At 34.6% G+C, this 18,014-nt stretch carries 21 protein-coding genes; 13 read left to right on the top strand and 8 right to left on the bottom strand.

All coding sequences use genetic code 11. The features are described 5' to 3' along the window. Positions 1–41 precede the first annotated feature (41 nt). Positions 42–881: a methyl-accepting chemotaxis protein gene (locus tag MHH95_RS13770; RefSeq protein ID WP_339212248.1), complete on the top strand. Its 840-nt coding sequence runs from the start codon at positions 42–44 to the stop codon at positions 879–881. A 323-nt stretch (positions 882–1,204) separates the two neighbouring features. Here MHH95_RS13770 and MHH95_RS13765 read toward each other — a convergent pair whose 3' ends face one another. Continuing rightward, positions 1,205–1,885: a hypothetical protein gene (locus MHH95_RS13765; protein WP_340728045.1), complete on the bottom strand. Its 681-nt coding sequence runs from the start codon at positions 1,883–1,885 to the stop codon at positions 1,205–1,207. Beyond that, positions 1,882–2,088, bottom strand: a complete 207-nt coding sequence (locus MHH95_RS13760) for a helix-turn-helix transcriptional regulator (protein ID WP_014823680.1) — start codon at positions 2,086–2,088, stop codon at positions 1,882–1,884. The genes MHH95_RS13765 and MHH95_RS13760 overlap by 4 nt, the downstream gene beginning before the upstream one ends. Positions 2,089–2,474: 386 nt before the next feature. Between MHH95_RS13760 and MHH95_RS13755 the strand changes: the two genes are divergently transcribed. The 3 genes from MHH95_RS13755 to MHH95_RS13745 all read left to right on the top strand — a co-directional run bounded on the left by MHH95_RS13755 (position 2,475) and on the right by MHH95_RS13745 (position 4,293). Beyond that, entirely contained in the window at positions 2,475–3,062 is a 588-nt protein-coding gene (locus tag MHH95_RS13755) for a GNAT family N-acetyltransferase (protein WP_340728044.1), read from the top strand. Between the two features lie 197 nt (positions 3,063–3,259). Then, positions 3,260–3,715 carry a DUF2975 domain-containing protein gene (locus MHH95_RS13750; RefSeq protein WP_340728043.1) on the top strand — a complete coding sequence of 152 codons (456 nt, stop codon included), beginning with the start codon at positions 3,260–3,262 and terminating at the stop codon, positions 3,713–3,715. A gap of 350 nt (positions 3,716–4,065) precedes the next feature. Further along, on the top strand, positions 4,066–4,293 hold the full coding sequence (locus tag MHH95_RS13745; protein WP_340728042.1) for a hypothetical protein: 228 nt from the start codon (positions 4,066–4,068) through the stop codon (positions 4,291–4,293). 95 nt (positions 4,294–4,388) lie between these two features. Here the strand turns inward: MHH95_RS13745 and MHH95_RS13740 are convergent, their stop codons facing one another. After that, positions 4,389–4,847, bottom strand: coding sequence for a hypothetical protein (locus MHH95_RS13740; protein WP_340728041.1), 459 nt, complete (start codon positions 4,845–4,847; stop codon positions 4,389–4,391). A 140-nt stretch (positions 4,848–4,987) separates the two neighbouring features. Between MHH95_RS13740 and MHH95_RS13735 the strand changes: the two genes are divergently transcribed. From MHH95_RS13735 to MHH95_RS13710, 6 genes are all read left to right on the top strand, one after another. Beyond that, positions 4,988–5,305 carry a PadR family transcriptional regulator gene (locus MHH95_RS13735; protein WP_191698843.1) on the top strand — a complete coding sequence of 106 codons (318 nt, stop codon included), beginning with the start codon at positions 4,988–4,990 and terminating at the stop codon, positions 5,303–5,305. After that, positions 5,298–6,503, top strand: a complete 1,206-nt coding sequence (locus MHH95_RS13730) for a DUF2812 domain-containing protein (protein ID WP_340728040.1) — start codon at positions 5,298–5,300, stop codon at positions 6,501–6,503. Before MHH95_RS13735 ends, MHH95_RS13730 begins: the two co-directional genes overlap by 8 nt. Before the next feature lie 411 nt (positions 6,504–6,914). Then, entirely contained in the window at positions 6,915–7,880 is a 966-nt protein-coding gene (locus MHH95_RS13725; RefSeq protein WP_340728039.1) for a M23 family metallopeptidase, read from the top strand. Positions 7,881–7,909: 29 nt separating this feature from the next. Further along, the gene (locus MHH95_RS13720; protein WP_340728038.1) at positions 7,910–9,088 is read left to right on the top strand and encodes a DUF2812 domain-containing protein; all 1,179 of its coding nucleotides are present in this window, start codon (positions 7,910–7,912) and stop codon (positions 9,086–9,088) included. 302 nt (positions 9,089–9,390) lie between these two features. Continuing rightward, positions 9,391–10,011, top strand: a complete 621-nt coding sequence (locus tag MHH95_RS13715) for a LysE family translocator (protein WP_340728037.1) — start codon at positions 9,391–9,393, stop codon at positions 10,009–10,011. Positions 10,012–10,160: 149 nt separating this feature from the next. Beyond that, a complete protein-coding gene (locus MHH95_RS13710; RefSeq protein ID WP_340728036.1) occupies positions 10,161–10,880 on the top strand; it encodes a TspO/MBR family protein in 720 nt (239 codons plus the stop codon). Positions 10,881–11,360: 480 nt separating this feature from the next. On the opposite strand, the gene MHH95_RS13705 is transcribed toward MHH95_RS13710, so the two are convergent. Then, the gene (locus MHH95_RS13705) at positions 11,361–12,440 is read right to left on the bottom strand and encodes a copper resistance D family protein (protein WP_340728035.1); all 1,080 of its coding nucleotides are present in this window, start codon (positions 12,438–12,440) and stop codon (positions 11,361–11,363) included. Continuing rightward, on the bottom strand, positions 12,437–12,982 hold the full coding sequence (locus MHH95_RS13700; protein ID WP_191698850.1) for a copper resistance CopC family protein: 546 nt from the start codon (positions 12,980–12,982) through the stop codon (positions 12,437–12,439). The genes MHH95_RS13705 and MHH95_RS13700 overlap by 4 nt, the downstream gene beginning before the upstream one ends. 165 nt (positions 12,983–13,147) lie before the next feature. On the opposite strand from MHH95_RS13700, the gene MHH95_RS13695 reads away from it, so the two are divergent. Continuing rightward, complete coding sequence (locus MHH95_RS13695; RefSeq protein ID WP_340728034.1) at positions 13,148–13,894, top strand: alpha/beta hydrolase; 747 nt, start codon at positions 13,148–13,150, stop codon at positions 13,892–13,894. 31 nt (positions 13,895–13,925) lie between these two features. On the opposite strand, the gene MHH95_RS13690 is transcribed toward MHH95_RS13695, so the two are convergent. Then, a complete protein-coding gene (locus MHH95_RS13690) occupies positions 13,926–14,309 on the bottom strand; it encodes an SET domain-containing protein (RefSeq protein ID WP_191698852.1) in 384 nt (127 codons plus the stop codon). Between the two features lie 76 nt (positions 14,310–14,385). Here MHH95_RS13690 and MHH95_RS13685 point away from each other — a divergent pair, with 76 nt between their 5' ends. Then, positions 14,386–14,787 (top strand): SLAP domain-containing protein, encoded by a 402-nt coding sequence (locus MHH95_RS13685; RefSeq protein WP_340728033.1) that lies wholly within the window; start codon positions 14,386–14,388, stop codon positions 14,785–14,787. Positions 14,788–14,834: 47 nt separating this feature from the next. Here MHH95_RS13685 and MHH95_RS13680 read toward each other — a convergent pair whose 3' ends face one another. After that, positions 14,835–15,251, bottom strand: coding sequence for a hypothetical protein (locus MHH95_RS13680; RefSeq protein WP_340728032.1), 417 nt, complete (start codon positions 15,249–15,251; stop codon positions 14,835–14,837). Between the two features lie 1,313 nt (positions 15,252–16,564). On the opposite strand from MHH95_RS13680, the gene MHH95_RS13675 reads away from it, so the two are divergent. Then, positions 16,565–17,458, top strand: a complete 894-nt coding sequence (locus tag MHH95_RS13675) for a 3-hydroxyacyl-CoA dehydrogenase (RefSeq protein WP_340728031.1) — start codon at positions 16,565–16,567, stop codon at positions 17,456–17,458. A 208-nt stretch (positions 17,459–17,666) separates the two neighbouring features. Here MHH95_RS13675 and MHH95_RS13670 read toward each other — a convergent pair whose 3' ends face one another. Continuing rightward, positions 17,667–17,969: a hypothetical protein gene (locus tag MHH95_RS13670; RefSeq protein WP_340728030.1), complete on the bottom strand. Its 303-nt coding sequence runs from the start codon at positions 17,967–17,969 to the stop codon at positions 17,667–17,669. Between the last annotated feature and the right edge of the window lie 45 nt (positions 17,970–18,014).

Here is an 18,014-nt window from a genome sequence, read left to right as displayed (position 1 = left end):
TGACAAGATGAAAATTAGCAATTACTCAAAGGAGAACAACAATGTATAAACTCAATTCAAACACAGCTATTCATCCGACGTTACAAAACTATTTAGATGTCTTACCTTTATTCCATTCGATGTTACCAGACTTAGCTATCGGATTAACTGATACAGAAGAATGGATCGCTTACTTTCCAGGGCGAAAAATAGATATAGGAGCTAGACCAGGTACTAAAATAAATCCACAAGAACCTCTAGCAGATTGTATTAAAAACAACAAATTAATACAGGATGAAGTTCCACCGGAGTTCTTTGGACTTCCTTTTACTGGCATAGCTGCACCTATATTAGATAATGGTCAGGTAATTGGAGCACTAGCGATTCAATTACAAAAACAAAATGAAAAACAACTTAGAGCGATTTCAGATGAGATTGTACAATCACTTGAAAAAGCTAATAACCGTGTTGTATCAATCACAGATAGCTCAGAAGGTCTCTCAAAAATCAGTGATAAATTGTTAGAACAATCCACTCATGCAATGGAAGAAGTGAAAAATACAGATGAAGTATTAAATTTCATTAAGAGAGTTGCTGATCAAACAAACCTTTTAGGGTTAAATGCCGCTATTGAAGCAGCAAGGGCAGGGGATAAAGGTCTTGGCTTCACAGTAGTTGCTAATGAAATAAGAAAACTTTCTTTTGAAACCGTTTCTTCAACAGAAAAAATAAGACAAACACTAACGAACATCCAAAATTCCGTGAACGAGATTACAGCTTCTATTCAAGAGGTTGTCGTTGTTGGACGTGAACAAGCATCCTCTACTGACGAAATTTCAAACATTATGACTAAGATTGAATCTATGAGTAAAGAGTTAAACAAGTATGCTTCCGAATTATAAAAATTAGGAACGTTAAAAATATACATATAATATGGATTTCCATAAATATAAGCGAAGTAGTACCTTAAACAAGGGGCTACTTCGCTTTTAACTTAATTATTATGAATCCTCAATATTGGGGATATTTAACTATGGTAAGAGTGTGGATTTTTAATAAAGATTGATAATTAATAATTAAGTTCGATCATTTATAATAAAGTTTGATAAAAACCTGTATGGAATGCAGTTCTTATTCAACAAACGGGCCATATTGTGGAGTAACATTTTTCTTATGCCAACAATCTTTTATTTTGTAACGTTTCAATAAGTTTAAATCTGATTCTTTACTTTTTAATTGTTTTCTGGGGTTTCAAACTATTTGTAAAGATACTTAAACTGATCAATAAAATCACACCGATTCCAATAATACTTACAGTTTGGTTATTACCGGATAGTATAGAGTAATACATGAGTCCGAAAATAAGTAAGACGAGTAGAAATATGATAAGGAAATATAATTTATATAACGATTTTAATAATAAATATTTTTGTCCGTCATCGTACATATTTAAGGAATCTAAAACAGGCTCCTTTGTATTTGGTACAGGCGGCGAATAATTCGGGAAAATTATAGATGTCATTTTTGAATCTGACATGGATAACAATAATGAAACAACACCAATAATAAATGATGTTAATACAAGTTGCGGATGTTCGTCTCGAAAAAAAATAAAGCCTATAACAGTTGCTATGAAAGCAATGACCAGTGCAGTTATGATTGAGTTTGGGATTCGATAATATTTTCGTTCAAGAGAATCGAAAAAAGTGTCATCATTTTCGGTAGATGGAGAGCTCAAAGCACGTGATATTTTGATATTGTAGGTAGCTGCAAAAACTAATAAAAGTCCGCTACTAATATTGCAAAGAAATAAAAGCGTTTCAGTTGTAGAAATAACGGAATGGGATACCCACAATTGTTGTAGGCTGTAAATAGTAATAATTAATGCAGTTGTTAACAAGATCATTCTAATTCCTCCTTCTCAAAAATAAAAATTTGTTCAATGGGTTCATTAAATACATACGCGATTTTTGTGGCGATTAACAAAGATGGCATATATTCATTTCTTTCAATTAGACTAATTGTTTGGCGAGAGACCTTTGCCTTTTTAGCTAAATCAGTTTGATTCATACTTTCTCTAGCACGCAACTCCTTTAATCTGTTTTTCATTTCATCACCTCAAAGTAATTGTAAATGATAAAAGTCATAATGACAATGATAATAGTCAAAAATAAAATTATTATTGTCATTTGGTTTAGGGTAATATTCCTTAACGTCGGTTGGAATTTTCTTTTTGTTTAACATAGTAAATGAATAAGTCTCATGCCGATTTATGCAACAATCTTGGCGCGTTTATGGAGTAATGTAGGTAGAAAATGATCAAACTTTCTTATAAAAAACAAACTTACTAACACACAAGAAAAATCCATTTTGTTCAATCTTCTTTTAAAATTGTATATACTATATTCTTTATTAATCGTAAAATAATGATTTTATTTGATCAAACACTATTTCAAAACTACATTTAGCGGTGTATGCACTTTAAGCAGTTTTTAATGAAAGAAAGGATTAATATTATGACAAGCGAGATTACATTAGCACTTGTTCCACAGGAAGAACTAATAATTATGAAAAAAGAAATCCAAGAGGCGTTTTTAAAAGGTTTATACGATTGTTTCCCAGATGCAGAGGACCCGTTAAAAATGGGAATTGTGCCATCAGAAGAAGATTATGAACAGTCGCTATTTGGAACTGATTCTGTTGTTCGTCAGCTCATACAAGATGGTAAACGAATCGGTGGGGTAGTCTTACAGATAGATGAAGAAAAGGGTCGTAATGAAGTGGTTTTCTTCTATACACTATCTGCCGCACACGGTAAAGGCATTGGCACAAAGGCGTGGTTTGCGATTGAAGCAGCTTTCCCTGAAACGAAAGTGTGGGAACTATACACACCTTATTTTGAAAAGCGCAATATTCACTTTTACGTGAATAAATGTGGCTTTAAAAATGTTGAATTTAACCATAAAGGCTATCCAGGATCAAATGAGGAAGCGAAAGACCCTATATTTGATGAGTTTGAATTTTTCCGTTTTGAAAAAGTCATGACGAAAGCGAGTAGCGACGTGAAAGCAAGCGAAAATTAAACAGCTTTGGGCATTGTTATGAAAACTAAAATAATATAGGTAAAAGATAGGGCCACCACGCTAGGAAGCTCCATTCATCGATGATTCCGTCAGATTTCACTCCTCCTCTAATTGAAAAAGAGAAGGGAAACGATTACGGAAACCTTCAGCAACATAATTCGTTTTAATGAGAAACATTGGAAAATAAGGAGGACACTATGAAGAGAATTAATTCTATTCTTTTAAGTTTAGGTATTGTAGTGATTGGCATAATCGTATTGTTTTTATGTGTATATCTTTTACCTATCCTTGCCCAGGAAGCAGCTACTGTTCATCCGGAAGTCGCCTACTTGCAATATCCTATTTTACTTGGATTATACGCAACAGCAATCCCATTTTTTTACGCGCTTTATGAGTCATTGAATATGATTTATGTGATTGAACGCAAATCATTATTTTCAAGCAGCATTATAAAAGGGTTAAATTATATTAAATATTGTGCATTCATAATTATCGCTTTGTACGTAGCAGGATTTATTATACTTGATACGGCAAATGCATTCCCGCCAATCATGGCAGTTGCAGGGGTAGTAATTATTGCCGTATCAATAATGGTAGCAACCGGAGCAGCATTCATTAAAAATGTAATAATGAAAATTTCATTATCAAACTAATGACAAATTACTTAGTAGTATAAAGAAAAAAAGAGACGAAATTAAATTCATGTACGGTTGATGGGGAGAACCTATTAAATAACAAAACAATTGGGGACTAATTCGTAAGATGAATTATGTCCCTATTTTTATTGTTAGATCGGTATTTAAGGTAATTTACCGACCGAAATGGCACCTCAATGTGTTTATAAATTAAAGTAAAAACATAAATTTATGTAATTTTGTTAAAACTAGTGCTAAAAGAAGTGGGAAATGGTTTTGGGATTATTGTGTTAATAAGAGAATGTCCATTAATCGGAATAATTAACTAATAATTTGTAATTATATGTTAAATTAGTTTTACAAGGGGGGTGAAAATTGTGAATGGAAAGAAAAGAAATCTTTTATTCTATTTTGTAATCGGTATTACTGCAACAATTTTAGGAGTGCCATTACTGTATGCGATGGGGGTTCCTACGTTTGATGTGGTATTAACTGCATTGTTCGGAGAAGGAAGTATATGGGCTTTAGTCTTTTCTGTTATGTTAATCATGTTAATTATCTTAGGTGCTAATAAGGTTATGAAAAGCAGCACTTAATTCTTTTTAAATTAATTGATGTATTAGTTTAACAGTAAAAATGCTCAGAGAGTAAATCTGAGCTTTTTTACTTGGAATTTTAGCATGAAAGTATGCTATTTAATAAACTCAATTAATTTTTCCGTCATTTCTTTCCCAACTGTATAAGCTGTATGGGTATCTTCGGTGTTCATCAAAGTACTTGTTTCACCTTTTTCATGTATCCATAGATGAAAATATTGTACATTTCCATTCTCATAAATAATGTTCATATAATATTCTGGATTAGTCATATCCGCTATGCCATTTACTTTTATACCCCTCATAATTATAGTTTTTAACGTCTCAATAGAACTACTATCTTCAAGAACGATTTTGTTGCTTCCCTTCGTTTTTGAAATACTAACTTCTTTAATTTCCCCATCGATTTTTATTGTTGGAATCTCTTCTACCTCGGACTGCTGTTTAGGTTTATTTTCACTACTGTTTATTGTATTGCTTTCATTTGTTTGGCAACCAAAAAGTAGCGTTGATGTAATAGTCAGTGATAAAACGAGTAACATTATTTTTTTCATATAATAATCCCTCCATAATTGTTAGACGGAGTTACCCCCCTGAAAGTTACAATTAAAAATAAAGTTTACAAATATTTCTGCATACTTTACTATTATGTTATACGATATATCGCGACACATAATAACGGGGAGGGATTAATATGTCCTATAATGGTGGACCGATGACAGAGGCAATGTATTACGTCTTATTAGCGTTAATACGTCCAAACCACGGATACCAATTAATGCAATCAATTACAGATGTATCGCGCGGACGGTTAAAAATGGGGCCAGGCACATTATACGGAGTTCTTTCACGTATGCAAAAGGACGGTTTAATTGTTCTGGCAAAGGATGATGGACGAAGAAAAACGTATGAAATTACGAAAGAGGGCGAGCAGGCATTACGTGTGGAGTACGAGAGACTGAAATCTTTAATTTATGACAGCCGCATTTTAGAGGAGGGAAACGATGAGTAAAATTGTACGTAAAATTCGACCATCTGAATACTGGCGTATCGGGGAGCATGAAAGCTATTTCTCCGATATGTCTTTAAAGGGGCTGCATCTTCATAAAATTGGGACTTATTTTATTCATTTTAAAAAAGGGGAGCCGAAGCGGATTGAATATCGTATGGAAGTAACGAAGAAAAAATCCATTTCGTATGAACAAATAGATTTGTATGAAGAGAATGGCTGGGAACATGTAACAAGCTATCAATATTTTCATGTTTTCTCATCGCCGGAAGAGAGCAATGCACCGGAAATTCATACAGACCCGGCAGAACAGGCTTATACGTTACAGCGCCTAAGCAAGATTCTTCTCGTTAATTTAATCGCAATGTCATTGATAGTACCATTATCATTCGGTCTGCTGAGCGCTACTTGGTTTTTGGATGGAACACCTGTTTTACGACTAGTAGAAGGTCATATTATTCAGCAAAGTATCATGAGTATCATCCTTCTTTTCTATGTGTATTACTCCATAGGTGCAGCAAGGGCAATCCGTTCACTAAAAAGAGATTTAAAGGAAGGAAAAGCAATAAACCATCATGCCCCATGGCAAAATAGTTTGCATAAAAATTCTGTATTCCCGTTTATATTTATTGTAGTTGCGCTTGTCAGTACTATATTGCCAGTGATGCAATTAATAAAGATGGATACTTATACTCTGCCACAAGAGGATATAGGCTTACCAATTGTCCGTTTGGCTGATATTGAACAGAATCCATTGCTTAAACGTGATGAATATTATATCGATGAAGTGGATTGGGCAAACCGCTACTCGACGAATTGGGGGATTTTTGCACCTGTGCAGTATGAGGTAGATGAAAGTGGTATCGTAGAGGGGAAGACGTGGTTAGATGAAAGCGGCCCATATTCACCTAGTATCTCATCGGAAGTTTATGAACTCACTTTTCAAGCTTTTGCAGCTCCATTAGTAGCCGATCTTATTAAGTGGAATTCGTATGAAGAGGAAATTGATTCGTACGTAGAAATAGATCATGCCACACTAGATGAATTACTCGTATATGAAGAGGAAGGAAAGAAACAAATAGTCGCTGCTAAAGGGAAAGTAGTCATGTACGTGCGGTATTACGGTTATGCGGACGTTGATCATCTAATAGAAAATGTCGCACAAAAAATAGAAGTGCTTGCTAAAAAAGATAATATCTAATACAGATTTTCGACAAAAGATTTCGAGAAACCTCTTGCCTTTTTATTATAAATTTCATCTAGATGCTTAGCAGGAACAGTTGTTCACGTTTATTGATTTTATTACTCGTCATTGTAGATATCGTGCTCACTTTATTTAAAGCGACGAATAAGTTGATTGGAATGGAGGGACCGTGACTCCACCGGGAACCGCACGCGCGGAAGATCCACTAAATTGTGCCTGCCGTTGTAGGCATAATTTAGTTAGCTGGAGCCGTGCCCGGGGAAAGCATCGGTCCCGGAATGGAAATCAACGGTTTAATGTTAATTTAATATAACTAACACTTTTTATTGATCTAGGATCTTAATATTATTTTGAAACGAATTCGGACCTTGAGCCGTATATATAGTAAAACCTTTAGGAGGGATTGTTATGTCTATTCAGGATCCACTTTCGTTTGGTACATATTTTATCAATAATGAATTTAAAAAGATCTATAATGCTGCTACTGCAGATTTCCACACCTTAATATCTGTTGAAGATTTTATTGAAGTTGGGAAGGAATACAATAAAGGTGTAACATATTATGAAATTGCCCAACAATTTCAATACGATGACATCACTCAATTTGTCTGGCTGGATAATCAGAAGAAAAAAGCAATCGTCGTTGCATTTGATGTGGAAAATGTCATTCAAAGTCTTTATTTAAAGCCATATGTTACATTTCCCGAAACGGATCAGAAACTTACGAAAAATAAATATCGTATGCCCATTGAACAGGAATGGTTTGTATTTTGGGGCGGTACGAATGAATTCGTCAATTACCACTATCCATATGAACAGCAGCGCTATGCCTATGATCTAATTATCATGAAAGATGGCAGAAGCTATATGGATTCACCGACATTGAATGCTAATTACTATGCATTTAATGCAGATGTTGTAGCTCCATATGAAGGGGAAGTAATAACAGTTGTCTCAGACATAAAAGATAATGTACCTGGGGAAATGGATGAAGCGAACGCTGCAGGAAATTATATTGTCATTGCCCACCCTAATAAGGAGTACAGTATGATTGCTCATTTTAAGAAAGATTCAATCGTTGTAAAACCCGGGGATACAGTAAAAGAAGGGCAACTGCTTGGTCAATGTGGAAATTCGGGCAATTCGTCGGAAGCGCACATTCACTTTCAAGTAATGGATAAAGCCGATATGAACGAAGCAAAATCGATTCGAATTCAGTTTCAGGATGATTATGAACCAATACAGGGCGATACAGTTAAGCCACTGCCTTTTAAAGATCATTCCGAAGAAAAGTTGGATAAAGTCGAGAATTCATTTTCAATTGTTGAAATGATACAGATGATACCTAAAGTAATCGGTCAATTATTTAAGTAGAACAGATTCAGAAGAAGGAGGTTGAAAGAATGACGAAAACTGTACGCAAGTTAAGACCTGCTGATTTTTGGAAAGTTGGAGAACATGAGAGTTGGTTTTCGGATATGTCCGAACAAGGCCTCCATATATATGATATTGGTACCCATTTTGCTAAGTTTAAAAAAGGCGAACGAAAGCAAATGGAATACCGATTGGAACTGTCGAAGGACAAATATATTTCAAATGACAAAATCGATTTATATAAGGAAAATGGCTGGGATTATATAGCGAGTGACCGATACTTCCATATTTTTTCAGCCCCGACTGAAAGAAAGACGAAAGAGGTAGAAGTCCATTCGGTAGAATATATCGCTGTATTAAAATCACTTCAGAGAAAAATGCTGCTGAATCTACTTGTAACAGTAGGAGGGGTAGCATTAATACTTTTTATATTATACAGATTTTGGTTCCTTGATAATACTAAAATATTGCTTTTAATTGACGGGGGCTTAGAAGTTACATTAATTTTAGCTGTAATTAATTCATTATATATAATATCTGCTTTTAAAAGCTGGTGGGGAATTACTCGAGTACGTAAAAAGTTTATAGAAGGTGAATTGATTGATCACCATAAGCCTTGGGAACTCTCTTTTTTATATAATAAGATTACCTATATATTTAATATAGCGATTACAATATTTGCTCTGATTATCCCGATTTACCAAATAACTAAAATAGATCATTTGACGTTACCGAAAGAGGAGAATTCATTACCGATTGTCAGACTGGAGTCGATTGAAAATAATCCACATTTAGTAAGAAAGGAATGGGGAAACTATGTTAGCGTTAATTGGAGTGCTTTTGCCCCAGTCATATATGAGACTGTAGAGAATGGTGAAGAAAAAACGGGGGAATGGACTGATCCCTATAACAGTTACACACCAATAATATACTCAAATATTTATCAGCTACGTTTTCAATTCCTTGTAGATCCTTTAGTTAAAGATTTAATAAAAGAAAGTAATAATGAAAGCAATGATAAAAAGATTTTTACAGAAACAACACATGAAAAATTTGATCAACTGTTAATTCATGAAGGAGATAAAGTTAAAGAATTTATTTTCGTAAAAGAAAATGCCGTAATGTATATTTCCTATAATGGTCAGGTAAAAGCAGATGTCATAATAGATCAAGCTGCTGACAAAATCAGCTTACTAACAAATAAATAAATTGCCTAATGAGATAAATAGAGGAATGAATTTCCGTTATTTCGAAAATAACATAAAAAATAGTAAAAATAAGGGAATAGATTTCCCTTAGTGACCTAAAAAAAATGGAATTTCATGATTTTATTTAAAATAACGGTAAAACGTTCCCTTATTTATCCTAAAAATAATCTACATCATTTAAACAACGGTAAAATATTCCTTTATATGCTATAGTGATGAGCCAACAAAAATAAAATGTATGTAGCTTCCTTCGTCTTAATTATGTTAAAATAACTAAAAATTTAGAAAACGAAGGTGAGGAAATGGAGAATATCGTATTCTTTATTATTGCATGTGTGCTGTTGATTATTTTGCCTGGACCTGATACAGCCATTGTAACGAAAAATACAATTGTTAATGGACAAAAGGGCGGCTTTCAGACGATGCTCGGATCATGTGTAGGCTTAACCGTTCATACGATTGCTGCGGTTGCCGGATTATCAGCCCTTATCGTTAAATCTGCCGTAGCATTTACAGTGTTAAAGTATGTGGGTGCGGCTTATCTATGCTATTTGGGGATAAAAACATTGCTTGCTATGCGTGTGAAAAAAACAGAGATCGATGAAGTTCCGACTATCGAAGCAAAGGGGAATTCCTATTTTAGGCAAGGGTTGGTAACGAATATTACAAATCCTAAGGTGGCGGTATTTTTCCTAACATTTTTACCGCAATTTTTATCAGCTGGCAGTGAGCCATTTTGGCCTTTCTTAACTATGGGTATTATTTATATTGTACTCACGTTTGTATGGTTTGCTGTTTATGTATTCTTATTAAACAAAATACGTAATTTTATGAAAAAACCAGCTACACAATCAGCTATTGAAGGTTTAACTGGTGCTGTGTTGATCGGATTTGGCATGAAACTTGCATTAGAAAAACAGTAAATCCTAAAGAATCGATTAATTGCTACTTAGGCATTTAATCGATTTTTTATATTTTAGATGGGGTTTATTTATAATGCCTGGAACGGTCGCATACTTTTTTAATAGGTAGGGTATGGATACCTAATCTTATAGAAAAAGGGTGAGACTTTATGGGGTTATATATTGTCATGTGGATTGCCTTGATTGCCGTAATTGTCGTCAATGCATTATCCAATACACTACCATTAAACGGGGTGACAGCAGCTGAAATTTCGAATAGGCTAGATGTACTCTTTACACCAGCCGGCTATGTATTTTCGATTTGGTCGCTTATTTATCTATTATTAGTAATTTGGTTAATTGCCATTTACAAAAAAGTGAAAGAAAACCGTTTTAAATCAAAAGTAGGATTTTTATTTATTATAAGCTGTATATTTAACATTGCTTGGTTATTTAGCTGGCATTATGAGCAATTTATTTTATCTATAATCATCATGTTTTTATTACTGTTCACACTCATCACGATATATTTACAGTATAAAAATACAGAAAAAGGCCTATCAGAACGTTTTCCATTTTCATTTTATTTAGCATGGATTTCAGTAGCAACCATTGCTAATATGAGCTATGTATTAAAATATTACAATGTGGACCTTGGTATTTCGGAAGTAGCCGGTTCTCTTGTACTTGTAGCAGTTGCAGTCATCCTCGGCTATTTGGCAGTCGCGCTTTCCCATGATATTTTCTTTGTATTAGTAATTGTTTGGGCATTAATCGGTATTGCTGTCAAAACAGACGACACTACAATGCAATACGGAACGATCGCATTAACGATCATATTAATTATTGCATCGCTCATTCGCTATATGCGCAATAAGAAGTTTGCTTAAGAATAGTGAACTAGATAAAATAGGGACATTTCTTTCGTTAGAATTTAGTAGTGAGATACTCAAATTTCTACAAAGAATGTCCTTTTTTTATGCTTGAAATGTTCATAGATTTATTTTTTATAGAAGAAATGAAGTTGTTCGGAGAGAAGGCGGCGACTCCCAGGGGACAAGCAAAATTTTTTTGCGACGAGTAATCGCAGGAGCACTTATTTATGCGACGAGTAACCGCAGGAGCACGAGGGAGAGCGCAGGGAACAAAAGCTAAAAACGCCACGTCCTGTGGCAACGCTTTTGTGACCAACATCGTGTTGGCCTCGTGCCCCCAGGAAAGCGTCCGCCGTAACGGAGAACAACGGCTACTAAGGAGACACAATAATAAAACCGTACAAACTTTACTCATCGTAAAATTTGTACGGTTTTTGAAGTTGTGGGGATTATCCTAGCACATTTCGATATTGCCATATATATTTCAGTTGTAAATCAATTAAAAAACACAATCGACATAAAGCCCATATAAAAACATAAACCAACAGCGAAAGTCATAGCTGCTGAAATTATAATAGGAAGCTGTTTAATATAGCTTACAATGACCAGCCCAATAAATAGGACGGTAAGTAAGAAAAAGCCTAAGCCGATTCCAGTCATTTGCAAATATGCCCGCATACCTGTCTCAACCGAGCTACTATAAAAAAGCTCAAAAAATGGTGAAATTTCCTGTACAGTAAAGCTTGGTGGCTGTTGTTCACTGAATAGCGCTGTAATGAACAAAATAATGATCAATAAAGTAGTCTCCATTATGACCCACGTACGAGGCTCAAATAACGGCTTTTTTATATTCAGTTTAATTAATAGCGCATTGGCCAAAATGATTACGGTAAGGGGTACAAGCAATGCATGTTTAATAAATAAAAATTGCCCGTAATTGCTTGACCAGCTTGTTATATAGCCAGGAACAATCGCTTCAGTCATCATCACACCACTTAATGCAATTGCTGTAAGAGACACAAGTGCGACCGGTGAAAACCATTTTAAATAAGCTTCCCAATTTGCCGCGTCTTTTGAGAAGAAGCTAATCATGATTAAAATACCGAGCCAAACACTTACAGCAAGCAAATGAACAAAGTCGAAAATGGAACCAACAATGCCTGACATCGACCCTGCGTGACTAATATAGCCAATCGCAGCCATAATCGCGATAAGGACTAAAATTCCCATAACAGCACTAAGCTTCGACTCATGTTTTACATACATTCGAACGATTAATAGTAAAATAATCGTGAAGCCAACAATGGCAAGCCATGAATGTCCGACTTTAAATTTTGATAGGAGCATCCATATTGAGTCGAAAAATCCGAATTGCGGCGTCAATATTGTAAGTAATTGTAAATTAGGAACAAACGATACAATAGGTAAAGCAATCGTACTGATTATTAACCATTTTTTTGAAATATAAACTTGCGGACGTAACGAAGTGGGGATACAGCTTAGAATAAATGTCCCCATTAAAATCGATAAGCCTATATAGAGCAGAAATTGGCTAAAAATCGTTATAGCTATCATTTAGTCTTTTTCCGTGCTAAAAGTATGATTATACTAATGAAAATAATAGCAAGTAACATTCCGCCAACGACCAGCAACGGCATATTATTTTTATCATCCTCTACACTTACGGGTTCAGATTCAGATACATCAACTTGTGCCGAATCTTCTACTTCAGCCTGCTCAACGTTCTCTTCAGCTTCCTCTGTTTCAGGTGCATTGACAGTAAAAGAAAACTCTCCTGATAATGGATGTCCGTCTTCACTTATACTGTTCCACTGAACTGTATAATCACCATTCGGTAAAGGGTTATCAAAACTACCAGTTAACACACCATCTACTAAAGTCATATTGCTAGTTTCCATTTGCTCGCCATTAGCTGTAATGACTTTAAATGTGCTACCTTGTTCAATTTTACCGGCATATGTAAGCGAAATAGATTGCAGCGGTTCTACAACAACTTCGCCATTTTCCGGTTTTGTCGTATCCAAATAAGTATGTGCTGCAGCATTTGGAACGAATAAAACTAGTGCAGCTAGAATCGATAATAATATTGTTTTCATATTATAATGATTCTCCTTTCAAGTTTTTTTCACTCACCCATCATTGTAGCTGAAACATGAAACATTTTCATCATTTCGGTTTTGAAAACCTATTAATCCAAATAAGATAAGTAATAGATGGGTGCTATGCTATAATAATTTGGACTATTCATAAAGGAGATTACGATGCAGTTGGTTGAAAATATCTTTTTACGGGGCAACGAAAAAGCGGTTTTACTTTTACATAGTTATACAAGTAATGCGAAGGAAATGCAGTATTTAGCAAAAGAGCTTCATGAGGAAGGCTATACATGCTATGCACCAAACCTGGCAGGACACGGTGCTACACCTGAGCATCTATTTGCAAGTTCCATTGAAAAAGTAGCAGCCGGCAGTATAGAGGCTGTTAAGTATCTAATTGAGCAAAAATATGAAACAATCTATTTGATTGGTCAGTCTTTAGGTGGTGTGTTAAGTATTCGCTTGGCCAACGAATTTCCGCAAATTAAAGCAGTATGCATTATTTCCTCGCCTATATTGGAACGTCCAGCGGCAGAGCTAGAAAAAAGGGCTGCCCATTTTTCAAAGCGGTATTTAAAAAATAATGGAAACACGGAACAGGAAATTCAGGAGTTTATGAGTGAACACTTTCCAAGACCTATCGAAAAATTCATTGCTTTTCAGCAATTTATCGTCCAGTCCGGAAAGGAAGTATACGCGATGAAGCAGCCGTTGTTTTTGGCAAAGGGCGGGTTGGATGAAGCGGTATTTCATAAGAGTATTGATTTAATCGAACAGAAGGTTAACGGAAATATTGTCTGTAAAAAGCTATATAAAAATAGTGGACATCTTATTTCATTAGGAAAAGAACGTGATTTGCTAGCAGAAGATATTTTAGATTTTTTAAAGAAAATTGAAAAAAGAACTGTTTAAAGTTACCTTTAGACAGTTCTCGATACCATGCTTATTCTTCTTCTTTATTAAACCATAATGGATCATTATCATCGATATCACCATTATAATTAATAAAAATTTCTTCGCCGGCTTTAATATCTTTGTAGGCAAAAAAATCGAATGTTTCATTTTCAAAGTTTATTTCATACGTAGCATTTGGCGTATAAGAATGATTAAATAACATCCCGTAGCCTAATAATATCGCAGATCGGCCTACACCGAACTCAAATGCATAATCTGCAAGACTTGTTTTTTCAATATGTTTATGCTGCTCATTCGGGTAACTTAGGACAGGAGCCTGGTGGAATAAAGTGCCTTCCGGTATTGCTTCTTGCGCAAAAACACCGCGAGTATATTCTCCCTCACTAATTGGGGAATTTTTTATTTCAATCATTTTTTCGCCTTCTATCTTTTAAGATTCTACTCTACTGTAACACGGATGTTGTAAGAATGGTTGTATTCTAGCTTATTTGCTGAAAAAACGGGAAGGAGAGGTTATTATCGTACAAAAACTACAATTTGAAGCGGCATGGGATAAAACGATTGCAAAACAAGACCGCCTCAGTATCGAACAATTATTTCATCAATCTAAAGATGAAGACACGGAGGAGATTTCGTGCTGCTTCGTACGAAAAGCATTAAATCATCGGCAGCAGCTGCTCCTAACAGTACTCATTCATAATCGAAGTGAAGAAGTGCTAAATTTTCAAAATAGAGAAGTTACCTGCACAACAGCTAAGGGTGTTTTTGCAAAAGCATTCACCATTCCAAAACTGAATATTCCTCCACATACTTCAATGCCATGGACCTTTATTTATGATGACTATGAAGATTTTCTATTCACTGAACTTTTGCATGTGGTTATTCAATAATTCATTTGGAAATTAGGGGTTGTCACACTGATTGACAACCCCCACCGTTATTTTAAACTTTCCACAAAGGCTAATAGGTCACGAGCATCTATAATAGTAAATGGTTCAAGCCTCCCATTATTTTCAATAAGAATGACTTCCTTTATTGAATCAATATATAGAAAAAATGAACGATCGGCCCCTGTAAGATACAGGTCAAAAACAATTTCTTTTTTAGTATTTGGCAAGTTAGGAATTAATTTTTTTCGATAATTTTCTTCGTCAAGTAGCTCAAGTAGCTGCTTATTTTGTTCTTGGTTTAAATTAATTGTTTCTCTTTCAAAGAGTGCAGCATCTTCAAATTCTTCACCGGCAATAGCCGCAGGAAGCGATTCCATAATGGAAGTCGGCAGTTTAAAGTGAAATAAAAAAACTGCAAAGCCAAAAAGTATGAAGAAACCGAGATTAAATACATTTTTTTTCAAAAAACTCCCCCTTATAAATAAACATTTCTGTCTATCTATATATTTCTGTCCATTCGCTTTAAGGATCATTTCTGTTAGTAAAAAGACTATAATAATCCTCAAAAGTAAAATTTATAATTATTGAAATAAGGCATTAAATAAATAAACCAATTTCATTTGAATGATTTCCGACTAATATATATTGATAAGCTAATTCATACTCGTCCTTAGCTATACTGATGTTGTTACTTTCTGATGCAGACGTATGATATTAACTTGTCCTTTTAAAATGACTATTATCAAATTATTTCAACTATGGTATGGGTGTTCTGTCATATAATACCATATTACTATCATCTTTCTCAAAGGGGGAGAATTGTAAAATGAATAGGCGATCAATTTCTTTAGTAAAGGGAGAAAAATATTATTCAAAAGGGAAATGGTATTTAATATTTGATTACATATTTTTTATTTACATATTTTTTAGAATAGGCATAATTCATAGTATATTTCTTTTTGAAACTCCAAAATTTGGGTTGAAAATTACCGATCAATTATCTTATAAATTAGTTATTCCAATATTTACTTTTCTAATGTGGGTTATAATTTTCTGCATTAGGCGTCAAAGTACTCCATCATTTAAAGAAAAGATAACTGATTGGAAAACAACACGTGTAATGAGCTTAACAACATTTTCAATACCGATTACAATAGCTTTTTTGTTTTCTATGCTATTTTATGATTCGATTGAAGTATTAATTTTTAGGTTTCCTGAAGAGTATCAGGATTCGATTATATCATCCTATTATTTGTCATATATTTATACAATAATATATAGTATCATTCGAAGTCTCCTCGCATTTGATTATTATAAATCATTTTATTTAAAATTGAATCGAGATTATTTGTCACATTTTTTAATTATGTACTTTATTATTATTACAATAGTAACCGCTTTTCTTCCTAGAGAATGGTTATATATGTTTTTCTAGCTTGCCAGTCCCTCAAATATTAAAAAATTGTTTAAGTATGTAAAACAACATTTAATGAAAGAAAATTTCTGGTGTGGAAAAATAATCTTTATATAGCGGAAGCTCTTAGATTTATCCTAAGAGTTTCCTTTTTTTATTCAAAAAGATATATAACAAATTATCAAGTATAAATAGCACCTAAAACAAACCAAGCTTATAAAACTAATTGAAACTGGAAATGAATAAGTGGATAGTTAACGTATTCTTGGAAAACCTAAATGGAGAAGTCTACAGTATATTAAAAATCTTTGACAGAAGGTGTAAGGCATTGATATATCAACATTTATAGAGGGAGAGGTTCGCATGCATTTTAAAAATGTAACGATTGCAGGTAGTGGTGTTTTAGGGAGTCAAATAGCATTTCAGACCGCATTTTTCGGATTTAATGTATGTGTTTATGATATAAATTCGGAAGCGATTGAAGCAGCAAAAGGGCGTATGGCAACATTAAAAACAACATATGGTGAGTTTTTTAATGATACTAGCCGTGCTGAAGAAGCATTTAGCAGTTTGAACTTTTTCACAGATTTAGCAGAGGCAACGAAAGAGGCGGACATCGTAGTGGAAGCAGTACCAGAACGCATAGAAATTAAACAGAGTTTTTATGAAAATCTTGGGAAAGTAGCGCCCGAGAAAACAGTATTTGCTTCAAACTCTTCTACCTTATTGCCAAGTCAATTTGCAGCGTATACAGGTCGTTCTGAAAAATTTCTCGCTTTGCACTTTGCCAACTCCATTTGGCAGAACAATACAGCAGAAATAATGGGACACCCAGGAACAGATGCAAAGTACGTGGAGCAGGTGGCAGAATTCGCTCGCTCAATCGGCATGATTCCGTTTATGCTGAAAAAAGAGCAGCCTGGATACATTTTGAACACTTTACTTGTTCCATTTTTATCGGCAGCAATGGAGCTTTGGGTGAAGGATATTGCTGATCCGCAGACTATCGATAAAAACTGGATGATTTCAACGGGCTCACCACGTGGACCATTTGCAATTTATGATATCGTTGGAATGGAAACACCCTATAACCTGAATTTAATGCGTGCAGAGCATGACCCGGCTGCAAAATTTGTTGCCGACAAAATTAAACGTGAAATGATTGATCAAGGCAAAATGGGCATTTCAACAGGTGAAGGCTTCTACAAATACCCAAATCCAGCCTATATGGATCCGAGTTTTTTGAAATCAAATTAGCATTATTTTGGCTTGCACATCATGAAAAGGTTAACGGGTTCGTTTGATGGGGAGAAAATGCTGAAATGCACTACAATTACCACCCCCTATCAACATACATTTCACGCCTTAATTAACAGTATAAACAGGATTAAAAAACGCACAATGTTGTCTGTGCGTTTTTACTTGCCATATTCTATTATAGTGACTTCTTTAACAATTGCGTCCGTTATAAACTAGTTGCAAAATTAGCACCGAACCATAGGAAAAAACCCACTATGCTCACGTTAATTACAGTCAAAACACTTGCTATTATAGGGATGATTTTCCCTTCCGATTTTGAGAATAAGGCAATGATACCTATTACCACTGAAACGACCAAGCTCAATATTATTAACAAAAGCCAAGCCCCTGTGAATTTTTCATCTGTCGCAGTCCCAATCAGGTCCAATAAAAGCATAAATACTGCGCTTAAAACACTTGTGATTAAAAAGACATAGCTCTTCCAAGTGTATCGTTTATTCGATTCCAAATGAGCACCTCCTGGTGAAATTTGACTTTCGTTCTATTAAAAAGA

This window comes from Solibacillus sp. FSL K6-4121 (assembly GCF_038002585.1).
GTDB classification, from domain to species: domain Bacteria; phylum Bacillota; class Bacilli; order Bacillales_A; family Planococcaceae; genus Solibacillus; species Solibacillus faecavium.
The sequence above is the reverse complement of the archived record's forward strand: the minus strand, read 5'-3'. Positions and strand labels throughout refer to the sequence as shown.

What these genes read in the sequence shown, in the direction of transcription:
- MHH95_RS13770 (WP_339212248.1), top strand. Translation starts at nt 42, where the DNA reads ATGTATAAACTCAATTCAAACACAGCTATTCATCCGACGTTACAAAAC.
- MHH95_RS13715 (WP_340728037.1), top strand. Translation starts at nt 9,391, where the DNA reads ATGGAGAATATCGTATTCTTTATTATTGCATGTGTGCTGTTGATTATT.
- MHH95_RS13730 (WP_340728040.1), top strand. Translation starts at nt 5,298, where the DNA reads ATGAGTAAAATTGTACGTAAAATTCGACCATCTGAATACTGGCGTATC.
- MHH95_RS13710 (WP_340728036.1), top strand. Translation starts at nt 10,161, where the DNA reads ATGGGGTTATATATTGTCATGTGGATTGCCTTGATTGCCGTAATTGTC.
- MHH95_RS13700 (WP_191698850.1), bottom strand. Translation starts at nt 12,982, where the DNA reads ATGAAAACAATATTATTATCGATTCTAGCTGCACTAGTTTTATTCGTT.
- MHH95_RS13675 (WP_340728031.1), top strand. Translation starts at nt 16,565, where the DNA reads ATGCATTTTAAAAATGTAACGATTGCAGGTAGTGGTGTTTTAGGGAGT.
- MHH95_RS13750 (WP_340728043.1), top strand. Translation starts at nt 3,260, where the DNA reads ATGAAGAGAATTAATTCTATTCTTTTAAGTTTAGGTATTGTAGTGATT.
- MHH95_RS13690 (WP_191698852.1), bottom strand. Translation starts at nt 14,309, where the DNA reads ATGATTGAAATAAAAAATTCCCCAATTAGTGAGGGAGAATATACTCGC.
- MHH95_RS13725 (WP_340728039.1), top strand. Translation starts at nt 6,915, where the DNA reads ATGTCTATTCAGGATCCACTTTCGTTTGGTACATATTTTATCAATAAT.
- MHH95_RS13720 (WP_340728038.1), top strand. Translation starts at nt 7,910, where the DNA reads ATGACGAAAACTGTACGCAAGTTAAGACCTGCTGATTTTTGGAAAGTT.
- MHH95_RS13755 (WP_340728044.1), top strand. Translation starts at nt 2,475, where the DNA reads ATGAAAGAAAGGATTAATATTATGACAAGCGAGATTACATTAGCACTT.
- MHH95_RS13760 (WP_014823680.1), bottom strand. Translation starts at nt 2,088, where the DNA reads ATGAAAAACAGATTAAAGGAGTTGCGTGCTAGAGAAAGTATGAATCAA.
- MHH95_RS13695 (WP_340728034.1), top strand. Translation starts at nt 13,148, where the DNA reads ATGCAGTTGGTTGAAAATATCTTTTTACGGGGCAACGAAAAAGCGGTT.
- MHH95_RS13740 (WP_340728041.1), bottom strand. Translation starts at nt 4,847, where the DNA reads ATGAAAAAAATAATGTTACTCGTTTTATCACTGACTATTACATCAACG.
- MHH95_RS13735 (WP_191698843.1), top strand. Translation starts at nt 4,988, where the DNA reads ATGTCCTATAATGGTGGACCGATGACAGAGGCAATGTATTACGTCTTA.
- MHH95_RS13705 (WP_340728035.1), bottom strand. Translation starts at nt 12,440, where the DNA reads ATGATAGCTATAACGATTTTTAGCCAATTTCTGCTCTATATAGGCTTA.
- MHH95_RS13765 (WP_340728045.1), bottom strand. Translation starts at nt 1,885, where the DNA reads ATGATCTTGTTAACAACTGCATTAATTATTACTATTTACAGCCTACAA.